At 50.2% G+C, this 18,104-nt stretch carries 13 protein-coding genes and 3 riboswitches; of the genes, 5 read left to right on the forward strand and 8 right to left on the reverse strand.

Going from position 1 to position 18,104, the window contains the following annotated elements; genetic code table 11:
- Window positions 1-8: 8 nt before the first annotated feature.
- The 3 genes from gcvPB to gcvT are packed head-to-tail and all read right to left on the reverse strand — an operon-like array spanning window position 9 to window position 3,921.
- Entirely contained in the window at window positions 9-1,466 is a 1,458-nt protein-coding gene (gcvPB, locus tag PGL02S_RS00540) for an aminomethyl-transferring glycine dehydrogenase subunit GcvPB (RefSeq protein WP_036639355.1), read from the reverse strand.
- A complete protein-coding gene (gene gcvPA / locus PGL02S_RS00545; RefSeq protein ID WP_036639353.1) occupies window positions 1,463-2,812 on the reverse strand; it encodes an aminomethyl-transferring glycine dehydrogenase subunit GcvPA in 1,350 nt (449 codons plus the stop codon). The genes gcvPB and gcvPA overlap by 4 nt, the downstream gene beginning before the upstream one ends.
- Complete coding sequence (gcvT, locus tag PGL02S_RS00550; protein ID WP_036639351.1) at window positions 2,809-3,921, reverse strand: glycine cleavage system aminomethyltransferase GcvT; 1,113 nt, start codon at window positions 3,919-3,921, stop codon at window positions 2,809-2,811. Before gcvT ends, gcvPA begins: the two co-directional genes overlap by 4 nt.
- 113 nt (window positions 3,922-4,034) lie before the next feature.
- Window positions 4,035-4,140, reverse strand: a riboswitch (glycine riboswitch).
- Window positions 4,141-4,143: 3 nt separating this feature from the next.
- Window positions 4,144-4,245, reverse strand: a riboswitch (glycine riboswitch).
- Window positions 4,246-4,433: 188 nt separating this feature from the next.
- A riboswitch (glycine riboswitch) is annotated at window positions 4,434-4,555 on the forward strand.
- 176 nt (window positions 4,556-4,731) lie between these two features.
- On the opposite strand from gcvT, the gene gcvH reads away from it, so the two are divergent.
- Window positions 4,732-5,121, forward strand: coding sequence for a glycine cleavage system protein GcvH (gene gcvH, locus PGL02S_RS00555; RefSeq protein WP_036639348.1), 390 nt, complete (start codon window positions 4,732-4,734; stop codon window positions 5,119-5,121).
- 100 nt (window positions 5,122-5,221) lie between these two features.
- Here gcvH and PGL02S_RS00560 read toward each other — a convergent pair whose 3' ends face one another.
- A complete protein-coding gene (locus tag PGL02S_RS00560; RefSeq protein ID WP_036639345.1) occupies window positions 5,222-6,139 on the reverse strand; it encodes a DMT family transporter in 918 nt (305 codons plus the stop codon).
- A 100-nt stretch (window positions 6,140-6,239) separates the two neighbouring features.
- On the opposite strand from PGL02S_RS00560, the gene PGL02S_RS00565 reads away from it, so the two are divergent.
- The 3 genes from PGL02S_RS00565 (at window position 6,240) to PGL02S_RS00575 (ending at window position 11,727) form a co-directional block, all read left to right on the forward strand.
- Window positions 6,240-7,694 (forward strand): aminotransferase-like domain-containing protein, encoded by a 1,455-nt coding sequence (locus PGL02S_RS00565; protein WP_036639343.1) that lies wholly within the window; start codon window positions 6,240-6,242, stop codon window positions 7,692-7,694.
- 432 nt (window positions 7,695-8,126) lie between these two features.
- Window positions 8,127-10,193 (forward strand): catalase, encoded by a 2,067-nt coding sequence (locus PGL02S_RS00570; RefSeq protein WP_036639341.1) that lies wholly within the window; start codon window positions 8,127-8,129, stop codon window positions 10,191-10,193.
- A gap of 253 nt (window positions 10,194-10,446) precedes the next feature.
- Window positions 10,447-11,727 (forward strand): histidine--tRNA ligase, encoded by a 1,281-nt coding sequence (locus PGL02S_RS00575; RefSeq protein WP_036639339.1) that lies wholly within the window; start codon window positions 10,447-10,449, stop codon window positions 11,725-11,727.
- A gap of 102 nt (window positions 11,728-11,829) precedes the next feature.
- Here PGL02S_RS00575 and PGL02S_RS00580 read toward each other — a convergent pair whose 3' ends face one another.
- The 4 genes from PGL02S_RS00580 to PGL02S_RS00595 are packed head-to-tail and all read right to left on the reverse strand — an operon-like array spanning window position 11,830 to window position 15,967.
- A complete protein-coding gene (locus tag PGL02S_RS00580; protein ID WP_006210782.1) occupies window positions 11,830-12,030 on the reverse strand; it encodes a CLC_0170 family protein in 201 nt (66 codons plus the stop codon).
- A gap of 12 nt (window positions 12,031-12,042) precedes the next feature.
- Window positions 12,043-13,236: a Ger(x)C family spore germination protein gene (locus PGL02S_RS00585; protein ID WP_086936518.1), complete on the reverse strand. Its 1,194-nt coding sequence runs from the start codon at window positions 13,234-13,236 to the stop codon at window positions 12,043-12,045.
- 4 nt (window positions 13,237-13,240) lie between these two features.
- On the reverse strand, window positions 13,241-14,365 hold the full coding sequence (locus tag PGL02S_RS00590) for a GerAB/ArcD/ProY family transporter (protein ID WP_036639335.1): 1,125 nt from the start codon (window positions 14,363-14,365) through the stop codon (window positions 13,241-13,243).
- A gap of 3 nt (window positions 14,366-14,368) precedes the next feature.
- The gene (locus PGL02S_RS00595) at window positions 14,369-15,967 is read right to left on the reverse strand and encodes a spore germination protein (RefSeq protein WP_376167126.1); all 1,599 of its coding nucleotides are present in this window, start codon (window positions 15,965-15,967) and stop codon (window positions 14,369-14,371) included.
- A gap of 289 nt (window positions 15,968-16,256) precedes the next feature.
- Here PGL02S_RS00595 and PGL02S_RS00600 point away from each other — a divergent pair, with 289 nt between their 5' ends.
- On the forward strand, window positions 16,257-18,038 hold the full coding sequence (locus tag PGL02S_RS00600) for an ABC transporter substrate-binding protein (protein ID WP_036639331.1): 1,782 nt from the start codon (window positions 16,257-16,259) through the stop codon (window positions 18,036-18,038).
- Window positions 18,039-18,104 lie beyond the last annotated feature (66 nt).

Genomic DNA, 18,104 nt, shown 5'->3' on the forward strand with positions numbered 1-18,104 from the left:
ACCCTATATTAACCGCAAGTGCAGTTCAGAACCGGTTTGCGTGCAGCGGTTGTCTCGTCAAGACGCTTCACCACGGTTGTATAAGGTGCGTTGATGACAACCTCCGGAGTGGTTTCAGCTTCCTTGGCGATCTGGATCATCGTGTCGATGAAGCCGTCGAGTGTTTCCTTGCTTTCCGTCTCGGTCGGCTCAATCATGATGCATTCTTCCACGTTCAGCGGGAAGTAGATGGTTGGCGGATGATAGCCAAAGTCGAGAAGCCGCTTGGCAACATCAAGAGTACGTACACCGTATTCTTTCAGCTTTCTGCCGGACAGGACGAATTCGTGCTTGCACAGCCCCGGGTAAGCGACCTCGTAGTATGGAGCCAGACGATGCATCATATAGTTGGCGTTCAGTACGGCGAGTTCAGAGACGCGGCGGAGCCCGTCTGGACCGTAAGTGCGAATATACGTGTAGGCCCGAACCAGGATACCGAAGTTGCCATAGAATGCCTTTACGCGGCCAATAGACTGGGGCCGGTCGTAATCCCAATAGAAGCTGCCGTCCTCGCGTTTGGATACAATCGGTTTTGGCAGGAACGGAATCAACAAACTCTTCACACCGACAGGACCAGCACCCGGACCACCGCCGCCGTGCGGGGTGCTCATGGTTTTATGCAGATTGAGATGAACTACGTCAAAACCCATGTCGCCTGGTCGGGTAATACCCATAATCGCATTGGAATTGGCTCCGTCATAATAGAGGAGACCGCCTGCCTCGTGCACGATTTCCGCAATTTCCACGATCTGCTCCTCGAACAGACCCAGTGTGCTTGGATTCGTCAGCATCAGGGCTGCCGTATCGTCGCCAACAACTGCGCGCAGAGCATTCAGATCCACCATACCGCGCTCGTTGGACTTGATCGTGATGGTGTCGTAACCGGCTACTGTCGCACTGGCTGGATTGGTGCCGTGCGAGGAGTCGGGAACGATCACCTTGGTGCGCTTCTCGCCGCGGCTCTCATGGTAAGCACGGATAAGCATTAGACCCGTCCATTCACCGTGTGCACCCGCAGCAGGCTGCAGCGTTACCTGATCCATGCCGGTAAGGGCCGCCAGATCGTTCTGAAGGGTATAGAGCATCTCCAGAGCACCCTGAATGCTTTCTTCAGGCTGGTACGGATGAATCTTGGCAAAACCGGCAAAGCGGGCAACATCCTCATTAATCTTCGGATTATATTTCATTGTGCATGAACCGAGCGGGTAGAAGCCGTTATCGATACCAAAGTTTCGTCTCGACAGCTCGGTGTAGTGCCGTATCACATCTACTTCGTATACTTCCGGCAGTTCAGCCGGCTTGCTGCGAAGCAGATCTTCTGGGATGAGGGACGCAGCGTCCGCTTCCGGAACGTCACACTCAGGAAGGGAATAGGCGACACGCCCCGGCTTGCTGAGTTCGAATATCAATGCTTTTTCCGGTTTCATACGATCGCCTCCAGTTCGCCAATGAATTGGTCGATTTCTTCCTTCGTCCGCCGCTCGGTTACGGCAATCAGCATGCATCCTTGAAGCTCGGGATAGGAGACACCGAGATCATATCCGCCGATATAACCCGCATCCAGCAGCTTCGAGTTAAGCTCCTTGATGTTAGTTCCTTCTGGCAGCTTCACTACGAATTCGTTGAAGAATGGAGAGCTGAACGGAAGGGAGAGGGACCCATGGGATGCACGCTCAGCGGCATAGTGGGATTTGCGCACATTGAGAAGTGCAACCTCCTGCATGCCCGCTTTGCCCAGCGTGGACATATAAACGGACGCACACAAAGCGAGCAGGGCCTGATTCGAGCAGATGTTCGACGTTGCTTTCTCGCGGCGGATGTGCTGTTCGCGTGCTTGAAGTGTTAGCACGAAGCCCCGTTTGCCGTCCTGGTCAACGGTTTGACCCACAATACGACCGGGAATCCGGCGCATGAGCGGTTCGGATACCGCAAAAAAACCGCAGGTGGGTCCACCAAGAGATGCAGGAATACCAAGCGGCTGAGCATCGCCGACCACAATGTCGGCCCCAAGGACGCCTGGAGATTCCAGCAAACCAAGGGAGAGCGGATTCACGCTTAGCACAAGGAGCGATTTTTTCTCATGCACCAACGGTTCGATCGACTTCACATCTTCAATGCAGCCGAAGAAATTCGGCGATTGCAGAAGTACGGCCGCTGTATCTTCTGTAATGGCGGCAGCGAGAGCTGCCTGGTCGGTAACCCCATTCACAATGCCGACTTCAACGACTTCCAGGTCGAGGCCATGAGCCGACGTGAGTACGATTTCCCGTGCTTCTGGATGAACAGCGCGGGAAATGACGATTTTCTTGCGTTTGGTCGCCCCGCTGGCGAGCGCCGCAGCTTCGGCAAGTGCCGTAGATCCGTCATACATGCTGGCATTAGCCACCTTCATGCCGGTCAATTCGCAGATATAGGATTGAAATTCAAAGATTGCTTGAAGCTCGCCCTGACTGATCTCCGGCTGGTATGGCGTATAAGCGGTATAGAATTCGGAGCGGGAGATGACATGATTGAGCACAACAGGAATTTGGTGGTCATATAAACCGGCGCCGAGAAAGCTTGTATAGCGATCGAAATCGGCATTGCGATCCGACAGGCTGCGCATATGCTTCAGAAGTTCCGGCTCACCCAGTCGTTTCGACATAGGAAGAACTCCGTTGTAACGGACAGCTTTCGGGATATCGGCAAACAGATCCTCGATCGTCTCCGCACCGACTGCGGCAAGCATGTCGGCCTGATCTTGATCGGTCATAGGCAAGTAACGATGCTTCATGATAAGGCAGCTCCTCTTTTGTAGAATGGTGTCTTGACCACTTTGGCTTTTAACTTCTTACCGCGGATTTCCACCCATACCTCGGAGTCCAGGCTTGTATAGGCGGTTTCGATCAGGGCCAGGCCTAGATTTCTCTTGAGCGTTGGGGACTGAGTACCGCTTGTTACTTCGCCGATGGGTTCACCTTCACTGTTGAATACAGGATAATGGGAGCGAGGAATGCCACGGTCGATGAGTTCAATGCCGACAAGTTTACGCGGCACACCCGCATTTTTCTGCTGCTGAAGCGCTTCCCGACCGATGAAATCACCGCTGTCCAGCTTCACGAAGAAACCCAGGCTGGCTTCAAGCGGAGAAATCGTGCTTGAAAGTTCCTGCCCGTACAATGGCAATTTCGCCTCGAAGCGAAGCGTATCACGTGCACCGAGTCCGGTTGGAATGAGTCCGTAAGATTGTCCGGCGGCTAACAGACCACTCCATATGACAGGTGCATCTGCAGCGGAGCAGTAGATTTCGAAGCCGTCTTCCCCGGTGTAACCGGTTCGGGACAGCAGCGCTGTGGCGCCGCATACTTGAGCGTTCTGAATAAAATGGAAGGAAGGGAGCTCGCTTAGTGCCTCGGAGGTAGCCTGCGCCATGATGTTTACAGCGTCAGGTCCCTGAATTGCAATCAGCGCTGTCTCTGCGGATACATTCTGGATTATGACATCACCCGTAAGATGATCCTGAAGCCACTGGAGATCCTTGTCGATGTTGGAGGCGTTCACAACCAGCATGAATTGATCCGCCGACAGTTTATAGACAAGCAGATCATCAACCGTACCACCGTTGTCGTAACACATTAGGGTGTATTGGGCCTGACCAGCCGATAATCGGGTTACATCATTCGTAGTCATCTTCTGGATAAAGGTTTCAGCGTCTGCTCCTGTGACGATAAATTCGCCCATATGGGAAACGTCGAACAGGCCAGCCTGCTTGCGCACAGCTTCATGCTCTTGAACAATGCCGGAAAATTGCACGGGAAGCTCCCAGCCGCCGAAGTCGATGCAGCGAGCCGAAGGAAAATCGGAATAAAGCGGGTAGAGCGGTGTACGTTGTAATGAACTCATCTCTTCACCTCTTCTAATTGGCATGATTAAAGGGGGGAACACCAAAAAAGGACAGGCAGAAGGATAACAAGAGGCGCTCGAAAAAAAAGCCCGCTCATTAAATCATCCTTCTGCTCTGTCCTTTGTACCTGAGAGTTACCCCACATGTCATGTTAGTATTGTGTAAATCGTGTGTGAGTTTCCCCGTGGGTGATTCTGCATTTAGAATTCTCTCCAGAGGTGCGTCCGGTAAAGGTCCTTTTGCCTGAGAGATTCACCGTGTTACGGCTTACTCCTTCGGCGTTACCTGTCAATCCTGTTGGTAATCTCTCCCGCTACCATCATCCGCGTGAAAATATATTGAGTTGTAATGATCTTCCTATGTTCTTGTGATTATTATAAACGTCTTTCTCCATAAAGTGTCAACCTTTATTTCACTTAAATATTTTCAATGCTAAAATTTTTGTTAGATATCTTGACATCGCCTCGTCCCTGTTTTATTCTGTGGGAGAATAAGCCAATCGAATATGCGGATGACGATGGATGGGAGAGACCGCCGGAAAGGGTACTACTGCCGGGCGGCACCGAAGGAGCAAACCGTTGTGCCTGCCGGGCTGACGAGTAATCTCTCAGGTAAAGGTACCGCCATCTGACGCAGCTCTGGAGAGTGCGCAAGCCACCCAAGGGGAAAGATAAGACCAAGGCGACACGTGGTCGATCACAAACTCTCAGGTACCGAGGACAGAGAGAAGGCGAATGCCTTTTTTGTGTTCTTTTTTTTCATTTATTCACCTTAATTTCATTTCTTTAAGAAAAGAGGAGTATCCGTAAATGAGTGAAATCAGAGAGAATTTGGTGTACAGCGACGATCATGAATGGGCATTGAAGGTAGAAGGAAACGTGGTGCGCGTCGGCATTTCCGATCATGCGCAATGCCAGCTGGGCGATATCGTATTCGTTGAGCTGCCTGAGGCAGGTGCTGCGGTTTCCGCAGGCGATAGCATTGGTACAATTGAATCGGTTAAAACCGTATCAGAGCTGTATTCCCCTGTATCCGGAACCATTACCAAAGTGAATCATTCACTGGAAGACCAGCCGGAGCTTGTAAACGGAGAGCCGTACGAAGGCGGATGGATTATTGAGGTTGAGGTGGAAGGTGAGCTGGAGGAAGCCCTCGGGAAGCTGCTGACTGCTGAAGCTTATCGTGCGAAAGTGGACTAAGAATTGAATCATAATCTGTGATGTTAAAGCATAAACAGCTGCGTTCGTAACGAAGGTTACGAGGTGCAGCTGTTTTAATTTTATGCTCCAAATGCTATTTCTAAAGCGTGTTTGATGCCAAGCGTCTTGCGCTCATGCGTGCTCGAAGTTCGGGAAGATTGATGACGACGATCCCGCCAATAATCAACAGACTGCCAAGGATTGAATAGAGTGAAATGCCCTCAGCATACAGGAGCACACCCAGTCCCAGCGCTATAATCGGAGAAACAAACAGCCAGGTGGAAGGGAAAAACGCATTCGTTGCTTTCAGCAGCCAGGCATACAGGCTATGGCCCAGCATCGAGCCGATGATCATCAAATACAATACAGAGCCTATAGCAGGCAGGGTCAGAATATCATGCAACCGAACTTGTTCACTGAATACCGACAGCAGCAATAACGCAGCTCCGCCATACATCATCTGGACCGCATTGATCGTGATCGGCGAGATATCGGGCATGTCAAATGACAGTTTGCGGGTAGCAAGGGAGCCTACGCTGTATCCGATCTCCCCGATTAGAATGACGATACAGCTCAGAAGCCAAATCATATTGCTCCCCAGCACCAGATTTGGCATGATGAGCACGCAGACCCCCGCAAAACCGACGGCGCATCCCCAATAATCGCTGCGCCGGGCTTTTTTCCTCATCACAACCGATTGGATTATCAGAATCATCATTGGACCTGTTGCCGACAGAATGGCAGCGATTCCTGAAGTAATATGCTGCTCAGCCCAGTACAGTGTTGCAAATGTCATAAACGTGCTGGTCATTCCAATCAGAATGAACTCCTTGCGCAGGAGCAGGTTCAGCTTCACTTTACGCCGTGATATCATCCACAGGAAGATGAGTGCGCCTGCCAGAAGGAATCGAAGCCCCGCCGAGAAAAAGGGCGGCAGTCCGGCTTCAACGCCAACCTTGATGGCGAGAAATGTTGTGCTGAAAATAGCGCACATTAGCAAGTAGTTGAAAATAATCATGTAGCATCCTCCTTTTTCTATACTATAATGAGTAGTTAGTAGACCAGATCGCCAGAAGATAGAACAGATGCGGAAGGGTATAGATCGGGGGGAAACACCTATGGAATTTACAACGCCGGAGGCTAAACAGGAAAAGCGGAAGCTGCAGCAGTCTGTCTATGACGCCATCGTGGATGGCATAAGCCAAGGCGAGTGGAAGGAGCTGGATAAGCTGCCCTCCGTGCGAGTGATGGCCGAGAGAATGAACGTTCATCGATTGACGGTGCTGAAGGCTTATCAGCAGCTGCTGGAAGATGGGGCTGTTCATGTAAAATACAAATCGGGATATTTCGTATCGGCATCGGAAACGGCAGCCGCCGATGCATCGCCAGCATCGCATCGGGACAGCCGATCATGGGATTATCAGGCCAGATCGCTGTATGTCCATCGCAGCCGGTTATCGGACATTCACAGGCAGCAAGTGGAGTACCAAATGTCCGAAGCCCTGATTGATCCTGGTTTGCTGCCGAATGCCTACCTGTCCAATCATGTCAAACAAGTGTTTGATATGTACCCGAAGGTGCTGAGCACTTATTCCTCGGTGTCCGGAGATATAGAGCTGCGGGAGGAATTGGCCCGGTATTTTATGGAGAAACAAGGCATAACGGTACATCCGGAAGAACTGCTGATCACAACGGGCTCTCAACAGGCAATTGACTTGATTTCACGTTCCTTGGTGAAAGACGGAGATCGCGTATTGATTGAACGGCCGACATACAGTTCGGCGATTGATTTGTTTGTGCAGCAGAATGTGAAGCTGCTTCCCATCGAGATTACGCCGCAAGGATATGATCTCGAACAGATTGAATTTCTTATGCGCACAGAGCAGCCGAAGCTGTTCTATATGAACCCTACGTTTCAGAATCCAACGGGATATACGGTTCCCGTGACGCAGCGCAAGGCGCTCGTTGAATTGGCGGAACGATATCAATGCATTCTGGTGGAGGATGAGGTATATCACGACATCTATTTCGGAGCTCCGCCGCCGCTGCCCTTTTTTTATTACGATACCGAAGGGTATGTCATTCACATTCGAAGCTTCAGCAAATATGTGGCTCCCGGCTTGCGAATATCGGTGCTGGCTGCGCGTCCGGAGCTGATGAATGCCATTATTCCGATCAAGGCACTTTCGGACAATGGAACGCCGCTGCTGACCCAGAAGATATTCCAGCATTATTTCTTCTCCAGCAGACTTCAGGAGCATGTGGCTAAGCTTCGAATTGCGCTGGAGCTTCGTAAAGCCAGAATGGAGAAGCTGCTGGCGGCTACGGATTGGCGATGGACCAGCCCGGGAGGAGGCTTGAATCTGTGGATAGAGCTCCCGAACAACGTCAACGTGGATGAGTTATTGCGGCAATGTCTTGCTGAGTCGATAGCCTTTGTTCCCGGGCGTATTTGTGATCCTCTGGATAGGATGGACTCGTGGATCAGGCTCAGTTATTCGTATATCAGTGAGATCCAGCTGGAAGAAGGCATCAGGCGTCTGATTCAGATAGCGGATCGTGTGAAGGTATAAGAGATACACAGAATCAATGCATCTGCCATCAAGTGACAGGGCAGCAGAGTCGGCTGAGCCGGACGGGTGGATTGAGATCATTTTTTCTTCTGTATGGTGTCACAAAACATGCTCCAATCTCGTGTTATGTGCAAATCGCATATAAAAAAGGAGATGGGCTGCCAGCATCGGAGGTATGAACTACTCATGCCGGAAGGCATGCGGCTCAGGTTATAAGCAGTCCAGCTCTTCGGAGTGGGCTGCTTTTTTGGTTAATACCGGTGGGGCTGGAACCGCTGGCGTTCATTCCATGAGCATTTTATGAAGGAATGATGAAACTGGATTCGCATTCCATTTTGCAGGGTAATTAAATCTCGGGTTCACGAGCGGATCTGTTGCCAATCGCTGCACTCGTCAGATGCTCATCTACTACATACCAGGAGGTTCCGACAAATGGACAATTCAAATTCCAATCCGAATGCTAACAACCAGAACAAGACAAGCAAGGACCAACAGCTGGAGCAATTCACGGTAGACAATGACGGCAAGAACTTGACAACCAATCAGGGACTTAACGTCTCAGAGGATGAACATTCGCTTAAAGTTGGTGAACGCGGTCCGACATTGATGGAGGACTTTCACTTCAGGGAAAAAATGACGCATTTTGATCATGAACGAATTCCGGAGCGAATCGTGCATGCCCGCGGTTTCGGGGCACATGGTTATTTTCAGGTATATGAATCGATGAAAGACTATACAAAAGCCAAGTTCCTTCAGGATCCTTCCGTGGTCACACCGGTATTCGTCCGTTTCTCCACGGTTGCAGGTTCCAGAGGCTCAGCTGACACGGTCAGGGATGTACGCGGTTTTGCGACCAAATTTTACACGGAAGAAGGAAATTATGATCTGGTGGGCAACAACATGCCGGTATTCTTTATCCAAGATGCGATGAAGTTCCCCGATTTCATTCATGCGGTAAAGCCGGAGCCTCATAACGAGATTCCGCAGGCCCAGTCCGCTCATGATACCTTCTGGGATTTTGTTGTTCACAACACAGAAAGTGCGCACATGATTATGTGGGCAATGTCCGACCGCTCGCTCCCGCGAAGCTTTCGGATGATGGAGGGCTTTGGCGTGCATACCTTCCGTTTCGTGAATGAGGAGGGAAAAGCGCATTTCGTGAAATTCCACTGGAAACCGGTACTCGGCACACATTCCCTCGTATGGGACGAAACGCAGAAGCTGGCAGGGAAGGACCCCGACTTTAATCGCCGTGATCTGTGGGATGCCATCGAGTCCGGGAATTATCCGGAATATGAGTTTGGCGTGCAAATGATCCCGGAGGAGGCCGAGTTCGATTTTAACTTTGATATCCTCGATCCGACGAAGGTATGGCCTGAAGAGATCATTCCGGTAAAAATCATTGGCAAAATGACACTGAATCGCAATACGGATAATTTCTTTGCCGAAACGGAACAAATCGCATTCCATCCGGGACATGTCGTTCCCGGTATTGATTTCACGAATGATCCACTGCTGCAAGGTCGTCTGTTCTCTTATACCGATACGCAGCTATCCCGGCTGGGCGGACCGAATTTTCATGAAATTCCGATCAACCGTTCCGTTGCGCCGGTTCACAACAACCAGCGGGATGGTATGCACCGCATGACCATCAATAAGGGACCGGTCAGCTATCACAAGAACGGCATCGCCGGCAATACGCCGAAGCCGGTTCCGCCTGAGAAAGGCGGCTACGAGCACTATACGGAGAAGGTTGAGGGACGCAAGGTCCAGGCCCGCAGCGATAGCTTCAAGGATCACTTCAGCCAGGCGGCGATGTTCTGGAACAGTATGTCGGATGTGGAGAAAATGCATATCGTATCCGCTTTCCAATTCGAGCTTGGTAAGGTGCAGCGGAAGGAAATCCGCCAGCAGGTCGTTGATCTGTTTGCTCATGTCGACAGTGATCTCGCAACCCGCATTTCGGAAGGCATCGGAACGATTCCTCCCCAAACCAGCGGTTCGGCTTCCAGTGAGTCTTCGCCTGCGCTGAGCATGATGAATACGGTAAAGCTGCCCTTAACGCGTAAGGTGGCTGTGCTTGCAGGTAACGGATTCACAGACGAGTTGCCGTTTGTGTTATCCCAGCTGCAGCAAGCGGGCATCATCGCCGAAGTGGTTAGTCCGAAGCTGGGGACCATTAAGGGTAAAACCAGCGGGGAGCTGGAGGTTCAGCATTCCCTCCTCGGGGCTGATTCGGTCTTGTTTGACGCGGTGCTTGTCGCAGGGGGCGCCTTAAGCGTGTCGGAGCTCCTGACTGAGCCGAAGACTCTCGATTTTATCAAGGAAGCCTACCAGCATTTCAAGCCAATCGGCGCTATTGCGGAAGGGGCTAATCTGCTGCCATCCGCAAATGGAGAAGGTATCGTGATTGCTCAGGAGAATGAGGAGCTTAAACCGTTCGGACAAGCCTTCATGGAGGCAATCGCTGCGCATCGTCATTGGACGCGCGCTATTTAACTTTGGGTATTGCTTGAATACAGGAATGGATTAAGGTATAATTCCCTTTAATCATTTATGGAGTGAAGGGGATTATATCATGATGAACATCCAATGGAATCAACTTCATCATCACAAGCAGCGTTAGCACACCTGTAACCAATCAGGGTGGGCTGACGCTGTTCGCGTTGGCCTCCCTGCCGCATAATAAGGCGCGCGGGACCAAGAGGTCCGGCGCGTTTTTTATTTTCAGAAGAAGAAAGGATGATCTAAGGTGCAGAACGTAAAAGGGACATACGACTATTTTGGCAAGGAGCAGGCCGTTCGGCGAAAGGTGCAGTCCACACTGCGCGACGTGTTTGAGAGCTATGATTATGAGGAGATGGAATCCACCATCCTGAATGAGCGGGAACTGTTATCTTCGAAGTATGCAGGCGGAGAAGAAATTCAGAAGGAGATGTATCAGCTGACCGATCAGGGAAAGCGAGACCTGGGTCTACGATACGATTTGACGATTCCATTTGCCAAGGTGATTGCCTTTAACCCCGGTATCGAGCTGCCGTTTAAACGGTTTGAGATGGGGAAGGTCTTTCGGGATGGACCCGTTAAGCGGGGAAGATTGCGGGAATTTCTGCAATGCGATGTCGATGTGGTGGGGATTCCGGGTCCGGAAGCGGAGGTCGAGCTGATGCAGCTCGCAGTTGAAGCGTTTCGGAGATTGGAGATTCCGGTTCTCCTCCGATGGAATAACCGCCGATTTTTGGGGGAGGTACTTGAATCGATGGGCGTTCCCGCAGAGATGAAATCAACGGTAATGCTAACGCTCGACAAGATCGAGAAGATTGGCAGGGAAGGAGTTCGGCAAGAGCTGGTGAGCAAGGTGCTGGCTCCTGAGGTTTGCGATCACATCCTTGAGTTTGTTGATCTTAAAGAGCCGTCCTTCGAACAGATTGTCGGGAGATACCGCGTAGGCGACAACCCCGGTGCACGTGAAGTCCAGATGCTGCAAGACATGCTGCAGCGAGTAGGGCTTGAGCAGGATTGTGTGTTCGATCCATTTCTTTCACGCGGATTGTCTTTCTATACGGGTACCGTATATGAAATCTTTGATGTCTCGGGCAGCTACCGTTCAAGCCTGGGCGGAGGGGGACGATATGATGCCATTATCGCACACCTCGTCGGAAGGGATGATATTGCCTATCCGACGGTTGGGCTGTCGTTCGGAATGGAATCCATCATGGAAATGATCCGCAACCGCCCAATGGGAACGAGCAAGCCGGAGGTGATTGTTATTCCGATAGGAGATGCCATTCCGGAAGGGCTTCGAGCAGCTGCAGTCCTCAGAAACCAAGGATTACGTACCGAATTCGCTCATAACGGACGGAAATTGAAAAAGACGCTGTCGAAGGCCTCTTCCGATGGCATCCCGTATGTCATTCTGATCGGCGAAGAGGAAGCGGCTGCGGGACAGGTGCGATTGAAGGATATGCACGAGAATACGGAGGTTCAGATGCGGCTTGAAGAAGTCGTGGCATTCATGAAGCAGAATTCATGAATCAACACGCATGAACCAAGCGGTTTGCATCAGCTTGGATACACGAAGACCCCGCTTTGCCGGAAGCGGCAGCGCGGGGTCTTTCCATCTACATACCATCGGTCAAGTATGAAATATCGTAAAGTAACTCCAGATGGCAAGGACGGACAGCACGATCAGTAGTACTCCTAAAATGATGGAATAGCGGTACTCCTTTTTCATATTTCTTGCTTTATAATTTTTCCGGTCGACCGTCAGCATCATTAGACCCGATCCAAGGAGCATCACGCTTGCATAAGCTGCAGAGTTAAACACAGAAACCATATCAATTCCCCCCTAATCTACCTTCATGCCGACTCTTCTTATATCGGAGCTCACATGAATAGTGTACGTCATGTTGGAGTACAACAGGGCCCAGTCATTTTTGTCACGAATGTGTTTGTGCCAGTAATCCCGGTTGTTTGCTCTTACGATCTCACCGAAACCTATAATATCCGATTTATCTTTTTGAGTTTTCTCAAGTAAACTCGTGATCATTTCTTTGACAAACCGGTTAAATCCCCTCTCAGCCATGTTCAACTCTTCCTGATCGTCCATCCCTGGCTTGGGACTGTATTTCTCGGCCAATTCAGCCTGGATTCGGACGTTTATCGTTGCATGAGGTTTACCATTCCGTATGTCGACTTTGATGCTGGACTGGCGCTCTGTAGCACGGATCGTAACAAATCCAATACCCGGAACATTGTACATTGCGGTATAACCCCCGGGATTAAATCCCTTAGCCGCCATGTAAGCACCGATTTCGATGGGTGTGGTCGTACCGACCAGCTTATTGGAATTAAAATAGGCCAAGCCTTTAATCAGAATGTTTTCTTTTTGACGAATCGATACGTAGGGCAGGTAGGCGTTCTGCCCCAGCTTCGATTCACTATTCCAATAGTTGGAGAGGGAATTCTTCGGGAACTTCCCCATGTCGGCAGCCTTCTCAAGCATGGCCAATAAATATAAGGTAGGTACCCGCTCTAATGGCGGAGCAACTCCCATTAAATCCGCCGCTTTGTTATCGGTTATCAGCAGCCATGTGGATCGGCGAACCTCCTGATTACGGCGCAAATAATCATTCAGATCGTCCATGCCTCTACGTGCAACGTTCTCATTGACAACAATGACTCGAAGATGAATCAATGACCGGGGATCCGCAATTTCCTGCTGCAGATTATTCATGGCATCATTAATGGTATGTCCCACGACACTAACCACCCAGACCGGTTCTTCCTTGCCCTCGGCCGAGCCTCCATTACCGCCAGGACCTAACGGAATACGGCCGGGTACGGCAATCTGCGCCGTTAATCGAATCATGCGATTGTCCAGTGGCGCTGCTTCTTCCCTGGAATGGGTAGTTAAATCTTCTGTACTGCTTGCCCCTTCCTCAGCCTCATCAATGCCAATCCCCAGAATCAAGGCCCGGTCCTCGATTTCAATTCGATCCCAGCAGCCTGTCAGTGAGAGCACTAATAAAACCAGAAGCATAAGGCTAATCTGTCTCTTGCACTTCGCTAGAATTCCCATGCGGTTCACCTCTAACTTTCCTCAATAAAGCCACGATCAGTAATATGAAGGGATAGCCTATGGTCAGCGCCAGTCCGATTATTCCCACAATCTCCACAAACACGTACAAGGAAAACACGCTTTTGGGGATCATCGCCAGAATAAAGACGAAAGGGAGAAAGAAATGGCTAATGAAACGATGATCCTGACTTCCGAATACCTTCTGGGCACCATTAATCGATATATAGTAGCTTGCTGCGAGTGAGGTAAAGACCGAGACCACCCATACGATGATAAAAATAGCATCGAGGCGCTCCAAGGTGTCACCCGGAATGGTGGTGGCCCGCGCGAGTTCCAGAGTCGGCCACATGAGATGATTGATCTCATGCGGTCCGAATACAGCTACAGCGGCGCAGACAATCAGCATATACAGCGTACCTGATATGAAAATGCCGCCCAGAAAGGATTTGATTGCTTTTTTTGGCGTTTGCATAGCCGGGATCAGCAGTGTAACGATAAAAGCCGGCTGGAACAAGGCGGCAATCGTTAATGCCCCTTTTCCGTATCGTGCAGGAATGTTCCCGATAATCGGCTGAAGATTCAGAAGTTCAGCATTTTGCAAGGACACCAGGACGATGGCAAGCCCCGGGACTAATATGAACGGGAGATAGAAGACATGGAAGTATGTGAATTTCAACAGCTTCTGTCTTGTAGCCATTACGACTAATATCATCATGGTGATAATGGTGACTTCTGTTGGAGTCCGCCGGAGGACGGCTGATGTAATGACTTCTCCGAATTCGCGCACCGCCAGAGCGGTCAGCAAGATGAAGAAGACGGCCAGACATGTATTAAACACATAAGCCAAGGGGCGCCCTATAATTCTCTGTCCATATTCGAAAATACTCTCACGAGGGAAGCGAATGCCCAGCAGCGTGAGCAGGAGCAAACCGATAAACGCGATTCCGATTCCAAGCAGTGTGACAAGAGGAGCCCCCGTGTTGGCTTCTTCTGCGGCTATTCGCGGCAGGGCAAGTATGCCCACACCAATAATGGCACTAATGACCACTGCACCGACCTGCCGCTCCGTGATATGTGAGGAAGCTTGCATGACTTATTCTCCTTGCTTGTTGGATTGAAGAACAGGTTCAGCTTTCGGCACTCCTTCGTAGCCTAATCGATCATCATCCAGGGTATGCAGATGGCTGGGCCGCTTCTTGAAACTCCAGAGCGGTCCTCGAATCAAGGAATCCTTCAGCCCTTGTTTGCTTACCGGAGTTACCGGGTTCATATATGGAACGCCAAACGAGTCAAGGAACAGCAGGTGATTCATGATGATGATCAGACCGATCATGAGGCCATAAAGCCCGAACATCCCACCGGCGATCAGCAAAGGGAATCGGAGCATTCGGATCGAGATGGCAGCATTGTAGGCTGGTGTAGCAAAAGAACCGATCGTGGTCAGCGCGATGACAACAACCGTGATCGGACTGGCAAAGCCTGCCCCTACGGCGGCCTCGCCAACAACAAGCACGCCGACAATGGACAATGCACCGCCGATCTGCTGCGGTAATCGAAGCGTCGCTTCCCGCAGCACTTCCATAGACACCTCGATGAGTAATACTTCCACAACGGCAGGGAAGGGGACACCGGCCCGCCCACCGGCCACGGCCACGGCGAAGTCTGTCGGAATCATCTCCGGATTGAAGGAGATAATGGAGACGTACAGGGCAGGAAATATAAGGGAGAAGACGATCGCCAGAAGCCGGATAAATCGAACCAGGCTCCCCATGATGAACCGTTCCGAATAATCATCCGTCACTTGATAGAATTGGTTGAACACCGCCGGAATGATAAGGGAGAAAGGGGACCCATCGACCATAATGATAACTCTTCCTTCGAGGATGGAGGCAGTGGCCTTATCCGGTCGTTCTGTGTTTTGAACCTGAGGGAATGGGGAGTAGGGATGATCTTCTATGAACTGCTCAATATAGCCGGAATCCAGGATGCCATCGATGTCAATCTTGGAAAGTCGTTTCTCCGCTTCCTTCAATAGTTTGGGATTGGCAATGCTCTCGATGTAACATAAGGCGACTCGGGTTTTCGTTCTTTTTCCAATGCGAACAATTTTTATTCGAAAATCGCCCACTTTGATACGAGCACGCAGCAGGGAGATGTTGGAATCCAATACCTCGATAAACCCGTCCTTCGGACCTCGAATGGAATGTTCGGTTTGGGGCTGCTCGATACCTCGTTTCTCAATTTGCCTAGTGTCGAGCACAAGGCCGCCGGGAATGCCATCGATGAGCAGCACGGTGCTGCCTTCTGTAATGGCATCCAGAATGTCAGCTCCATCAGATACCCGTGCCGTTTCGCTAATGTACAAGGTCTCATTCATCAGGGTGTCCATCAGATTATCCAAATGAATAGACTTGTCCTCCAGATGACGAGGCTTATACATCAGTGGTTTATGAATATCACGATATATGGATAGGGTGTCGACCAAGGTTGTGTAGTAGATGATAACGCCTTGAAATTCATTGAAAATATGCAGATGGCGAATTTCGATGTCGTCACTGTCTCCTAAGCAGGAGCGTACGATCATTAAATCAGACTCTAAGCAGCCCGTCAGTTTCTCTGGTGTACCAGGCGTTCTGCGAGTGGTCAGATTCGGATTTTTTTGCGGTTTTTTTCGATTTCTAAATCGTATCATGCGGATAACCACCTTATGATGTTGCTCTAGATACAGGTAGTCTTGCATGATTAAGGAAATTTATTCGTTCTGGCTTAAAACAACAAAAAGGCCGGTCGTGGAAAATAATGCTCTACGTTTTGAGGAGGTCCTTTATAACGTGTAGGAAGATTGTCCCATGCAAATATTCATTGAACTCGTTTTTGTCATGTTTGACTATAATTGATTTCTACCGAAAAGGCACTCGCGCTCCCATCGATCTCCGAGTAAAATAAAACGTATAGAATTTACCAGGAGGGAGCGGATTGCAATGCTGCACGAACAATATTTTATGCTGCACCAAAAGCTTGCTGTTAACGCTCCAGCCAGCATGGCTACGGAAGTAACACTTGAACAGATTGCCAACACGCTGTATTGTTCAGCTCGAAACGCCAAGCTGGTTCTGCGCAAGCTGGAAGAGAAGGAATGGATCATCTGGAAGGCAGGTCGTGGAAGAGGGATACGTTCCATGCTGACTTTTCAGGCGGATAAGGAAGCGCTGCTGCAGGAAGCGGCACAACAGCTCACGGAAAAAGGAGAATATAAACAAGCCTTTGAGCTGATGCGCAACTACGGTGAGGAAATCCGCACGCATGAGTCTTATGTGGAATGGATGAATGGGCATTTCGGGTTCTGCAAGGAGGAGAAGGAGGGAGAGGAAGCAAGGGATTCCTTGCGGCTTCCCGTCTACCGGTTAATTGATACGCTGGATCCCGCAGAATGCTACTACAGCTTTCCGGCTCATATGATCCAGCAGATATTCGACCGATTGGTGATCTATGAGAACGCTACGGATCAGTATCTTCCGGCGATTGCACATCACTGGGAGAACAACAATGACGCAACGGTCTGGACCTTCCATCTTCGGAAAGGGATTCTGTTTCATGACGGCAAAGAATTAACCGCAGATGATGTGAAATTTACGATGGAACGCTTGGGACGAAAAAGAAACCGCTGGATCTTACGCGAACTGAAAAACGTTGAAGTGGTCTCTCCTCGCGAAGTTCGATTTATCCTCAATAAACCGAATCGGATCTTTATACGGTATCTCTCTGCCACGTGCATGTCGATTGTGCCGCAGCATTTGCTCCGTTTCAATGAGGAGCAATACTGGAAGCTTCCTGTGGGGACGGGACCTTTTCAGGTAGAGGAATGGACGGAGGATCGATTGTCTATTCGGGCGAGTCCCTATTATTATCAGGGGCGGCCGCACTTGGACAGCGTCCAAATCATCTTCATGCCGGAAGATGCAGAGCACTCTGATGTCAGGTGGGAGCGGTTGCTGCAGGATTCGGATCCAAGCGATCCTACGGAAGAGATGAGTGGCATGGACACCGTTGAATCTCTGAACGGCTGTACCACCTTGATTACGTGGAACATGAGGAAGCCGGGGCCATATCAATCCATCGAATTTCGACGTGCTTTCAGCCTGATTCTCAATCGGTCCGGAATGGTACGTGAATTAGGGGAGTACAGACTGTATCCGGCCAGAGGTTTTCTGATAGACGATGGAGCGCCTTACCACAAAGATCGATTCGATCCGGATTTGGCTAAACAACTGCTGCAGCAGTCAGGTTATGACGGTTCCCCCATTCGAATGGGTTCTCTCGCTCATCATATGAAAGATGCGGAATGGGTTCAGAATCAATGCGCTGCCATTGGCATTCTATTGATCATCTGCGAAGAGAAGATGGACACCATTCACAAACCAGAAGTGATGAGTAATATGGATTGTATCCTGCAAGGTCTTGTTCTGCCTGGTGAAGAAGTATGCTTGATCGAAAATTACGAACAGGAGGACAGCGTTGTCAAGGAATTCATGGATCCGTCGCTGCACGACTGGGTGAAAGAATGCATTGATGATGCGCTTGCCAGGGAGGAGTGCAAGGAAAGGCTGAATCTCTTGGCCAACATCGAGGAAAGGCTTCGGGAGGAGGCACAAGTCTCATTCTTGATTCATTCCAAGTTTCAAGCGCAGTTACATTCATCATATAAGGGTGTCGTCATTAATAATCTGGGTTGGCTCGATTTTAAGCAAATTTGGCGGGTGTGATCCGCCAACAAAAAGAGCAAGCGAGAACATCCTCGCTTGCTCTTTTTGATTTATAAAGATTTATGA

This window comes from Paenibacillus glucanolyticus NBRC 15330, assembly GCF_004000885.1.
Taxonomy (GTDB): domain Bacteria; phylum Bacillota; class Bacilli; order Paenibacillales; family Paenibacillaceae; genus Paenibacillus_AQ; species Paenibacillus_AQ glucanolyticus.

Coding starts and splice junctions, on each gene's coding strand:
- gcvT (WP_036639351.1), bottom strand. CDS start 3,921: ATGAGTTCATTACAACGTACACCGCTCTACCCGCTTTATTCCGATTTT.
- PGL02S_RS00560 (WP_036639345.1), bottom strand. CDS start 6,139: ATGATTATTTTCAACTACTTGCTAATGTGCGCTATTTTCAGCACAACA.
- PGL02S_RS00565 (WP_036639343.1), top strand. CDS start 6,240: ATGGAATTTACAACGCCGGAGGCTAAACAGGAAAAGCGGAAGCTGCAG.
- PGL02S_RS00570 (WP_036639341.1), top strand. CDS start 8,127: ATGGACAATTCAAATTCCAATCCGAATGCTAACAACCAGAACAAGACA.
- gcvPB (WP_036639355.1), bottom strand. CDS start 1,466: ATGAAACCGGAAAAAGCATTGATATTCGAACTCAGCAAGCCGGGGCGT.
- PGL02S_RS00595 (WP_376167126.1), bottom strand. CDS start 15,967: ATGATACGATTTAGAAATCGAAAAAAACCGCAAAAAAATCCGAATCTG.
- PGL02S_RS00590 (WP_036639335.1), bottom strand. CDS start 14,365: ATGCAAGCTTCCTCACATATCACGGAGCGGCAGGTCGGTGCAGTGGTC.
- gcvPA (WP_036639353.1), bottom strand. CDS start 2,812: ATGAAGCATCGTTACTTGCCTATGACCGATCAAGATCAGGCCGACATG.
- PGL02S_RS00600 (WP_036639331.1), top strand. CDS start 16,257: ATGCTGCACGAACAATATTTTATGCTGCACCAAAAGCTTGCTGTTAAC.
- gcvH (WP_036639348.1), top strand. CDS start 4,732: ATGAGTGAAATCAGAGAGAATTTGGTGTACAGCGACGATCATGAATGG.
- PGL02S_RS00585 (WP_086936518.1), bottom strand. CDS start 13,236: ATGCTTCTGGTTTTATTAGTGCTCTCACTGACAGGCTGCTGGGATCGA.
- PGL02S_RS00580 (WP_006210782.1), bottom strand. CDS start 12,030: ATGGTTTCTGTGTTTAACTCTGCAGCTTATGCAAGCGTGATGCTCCTT.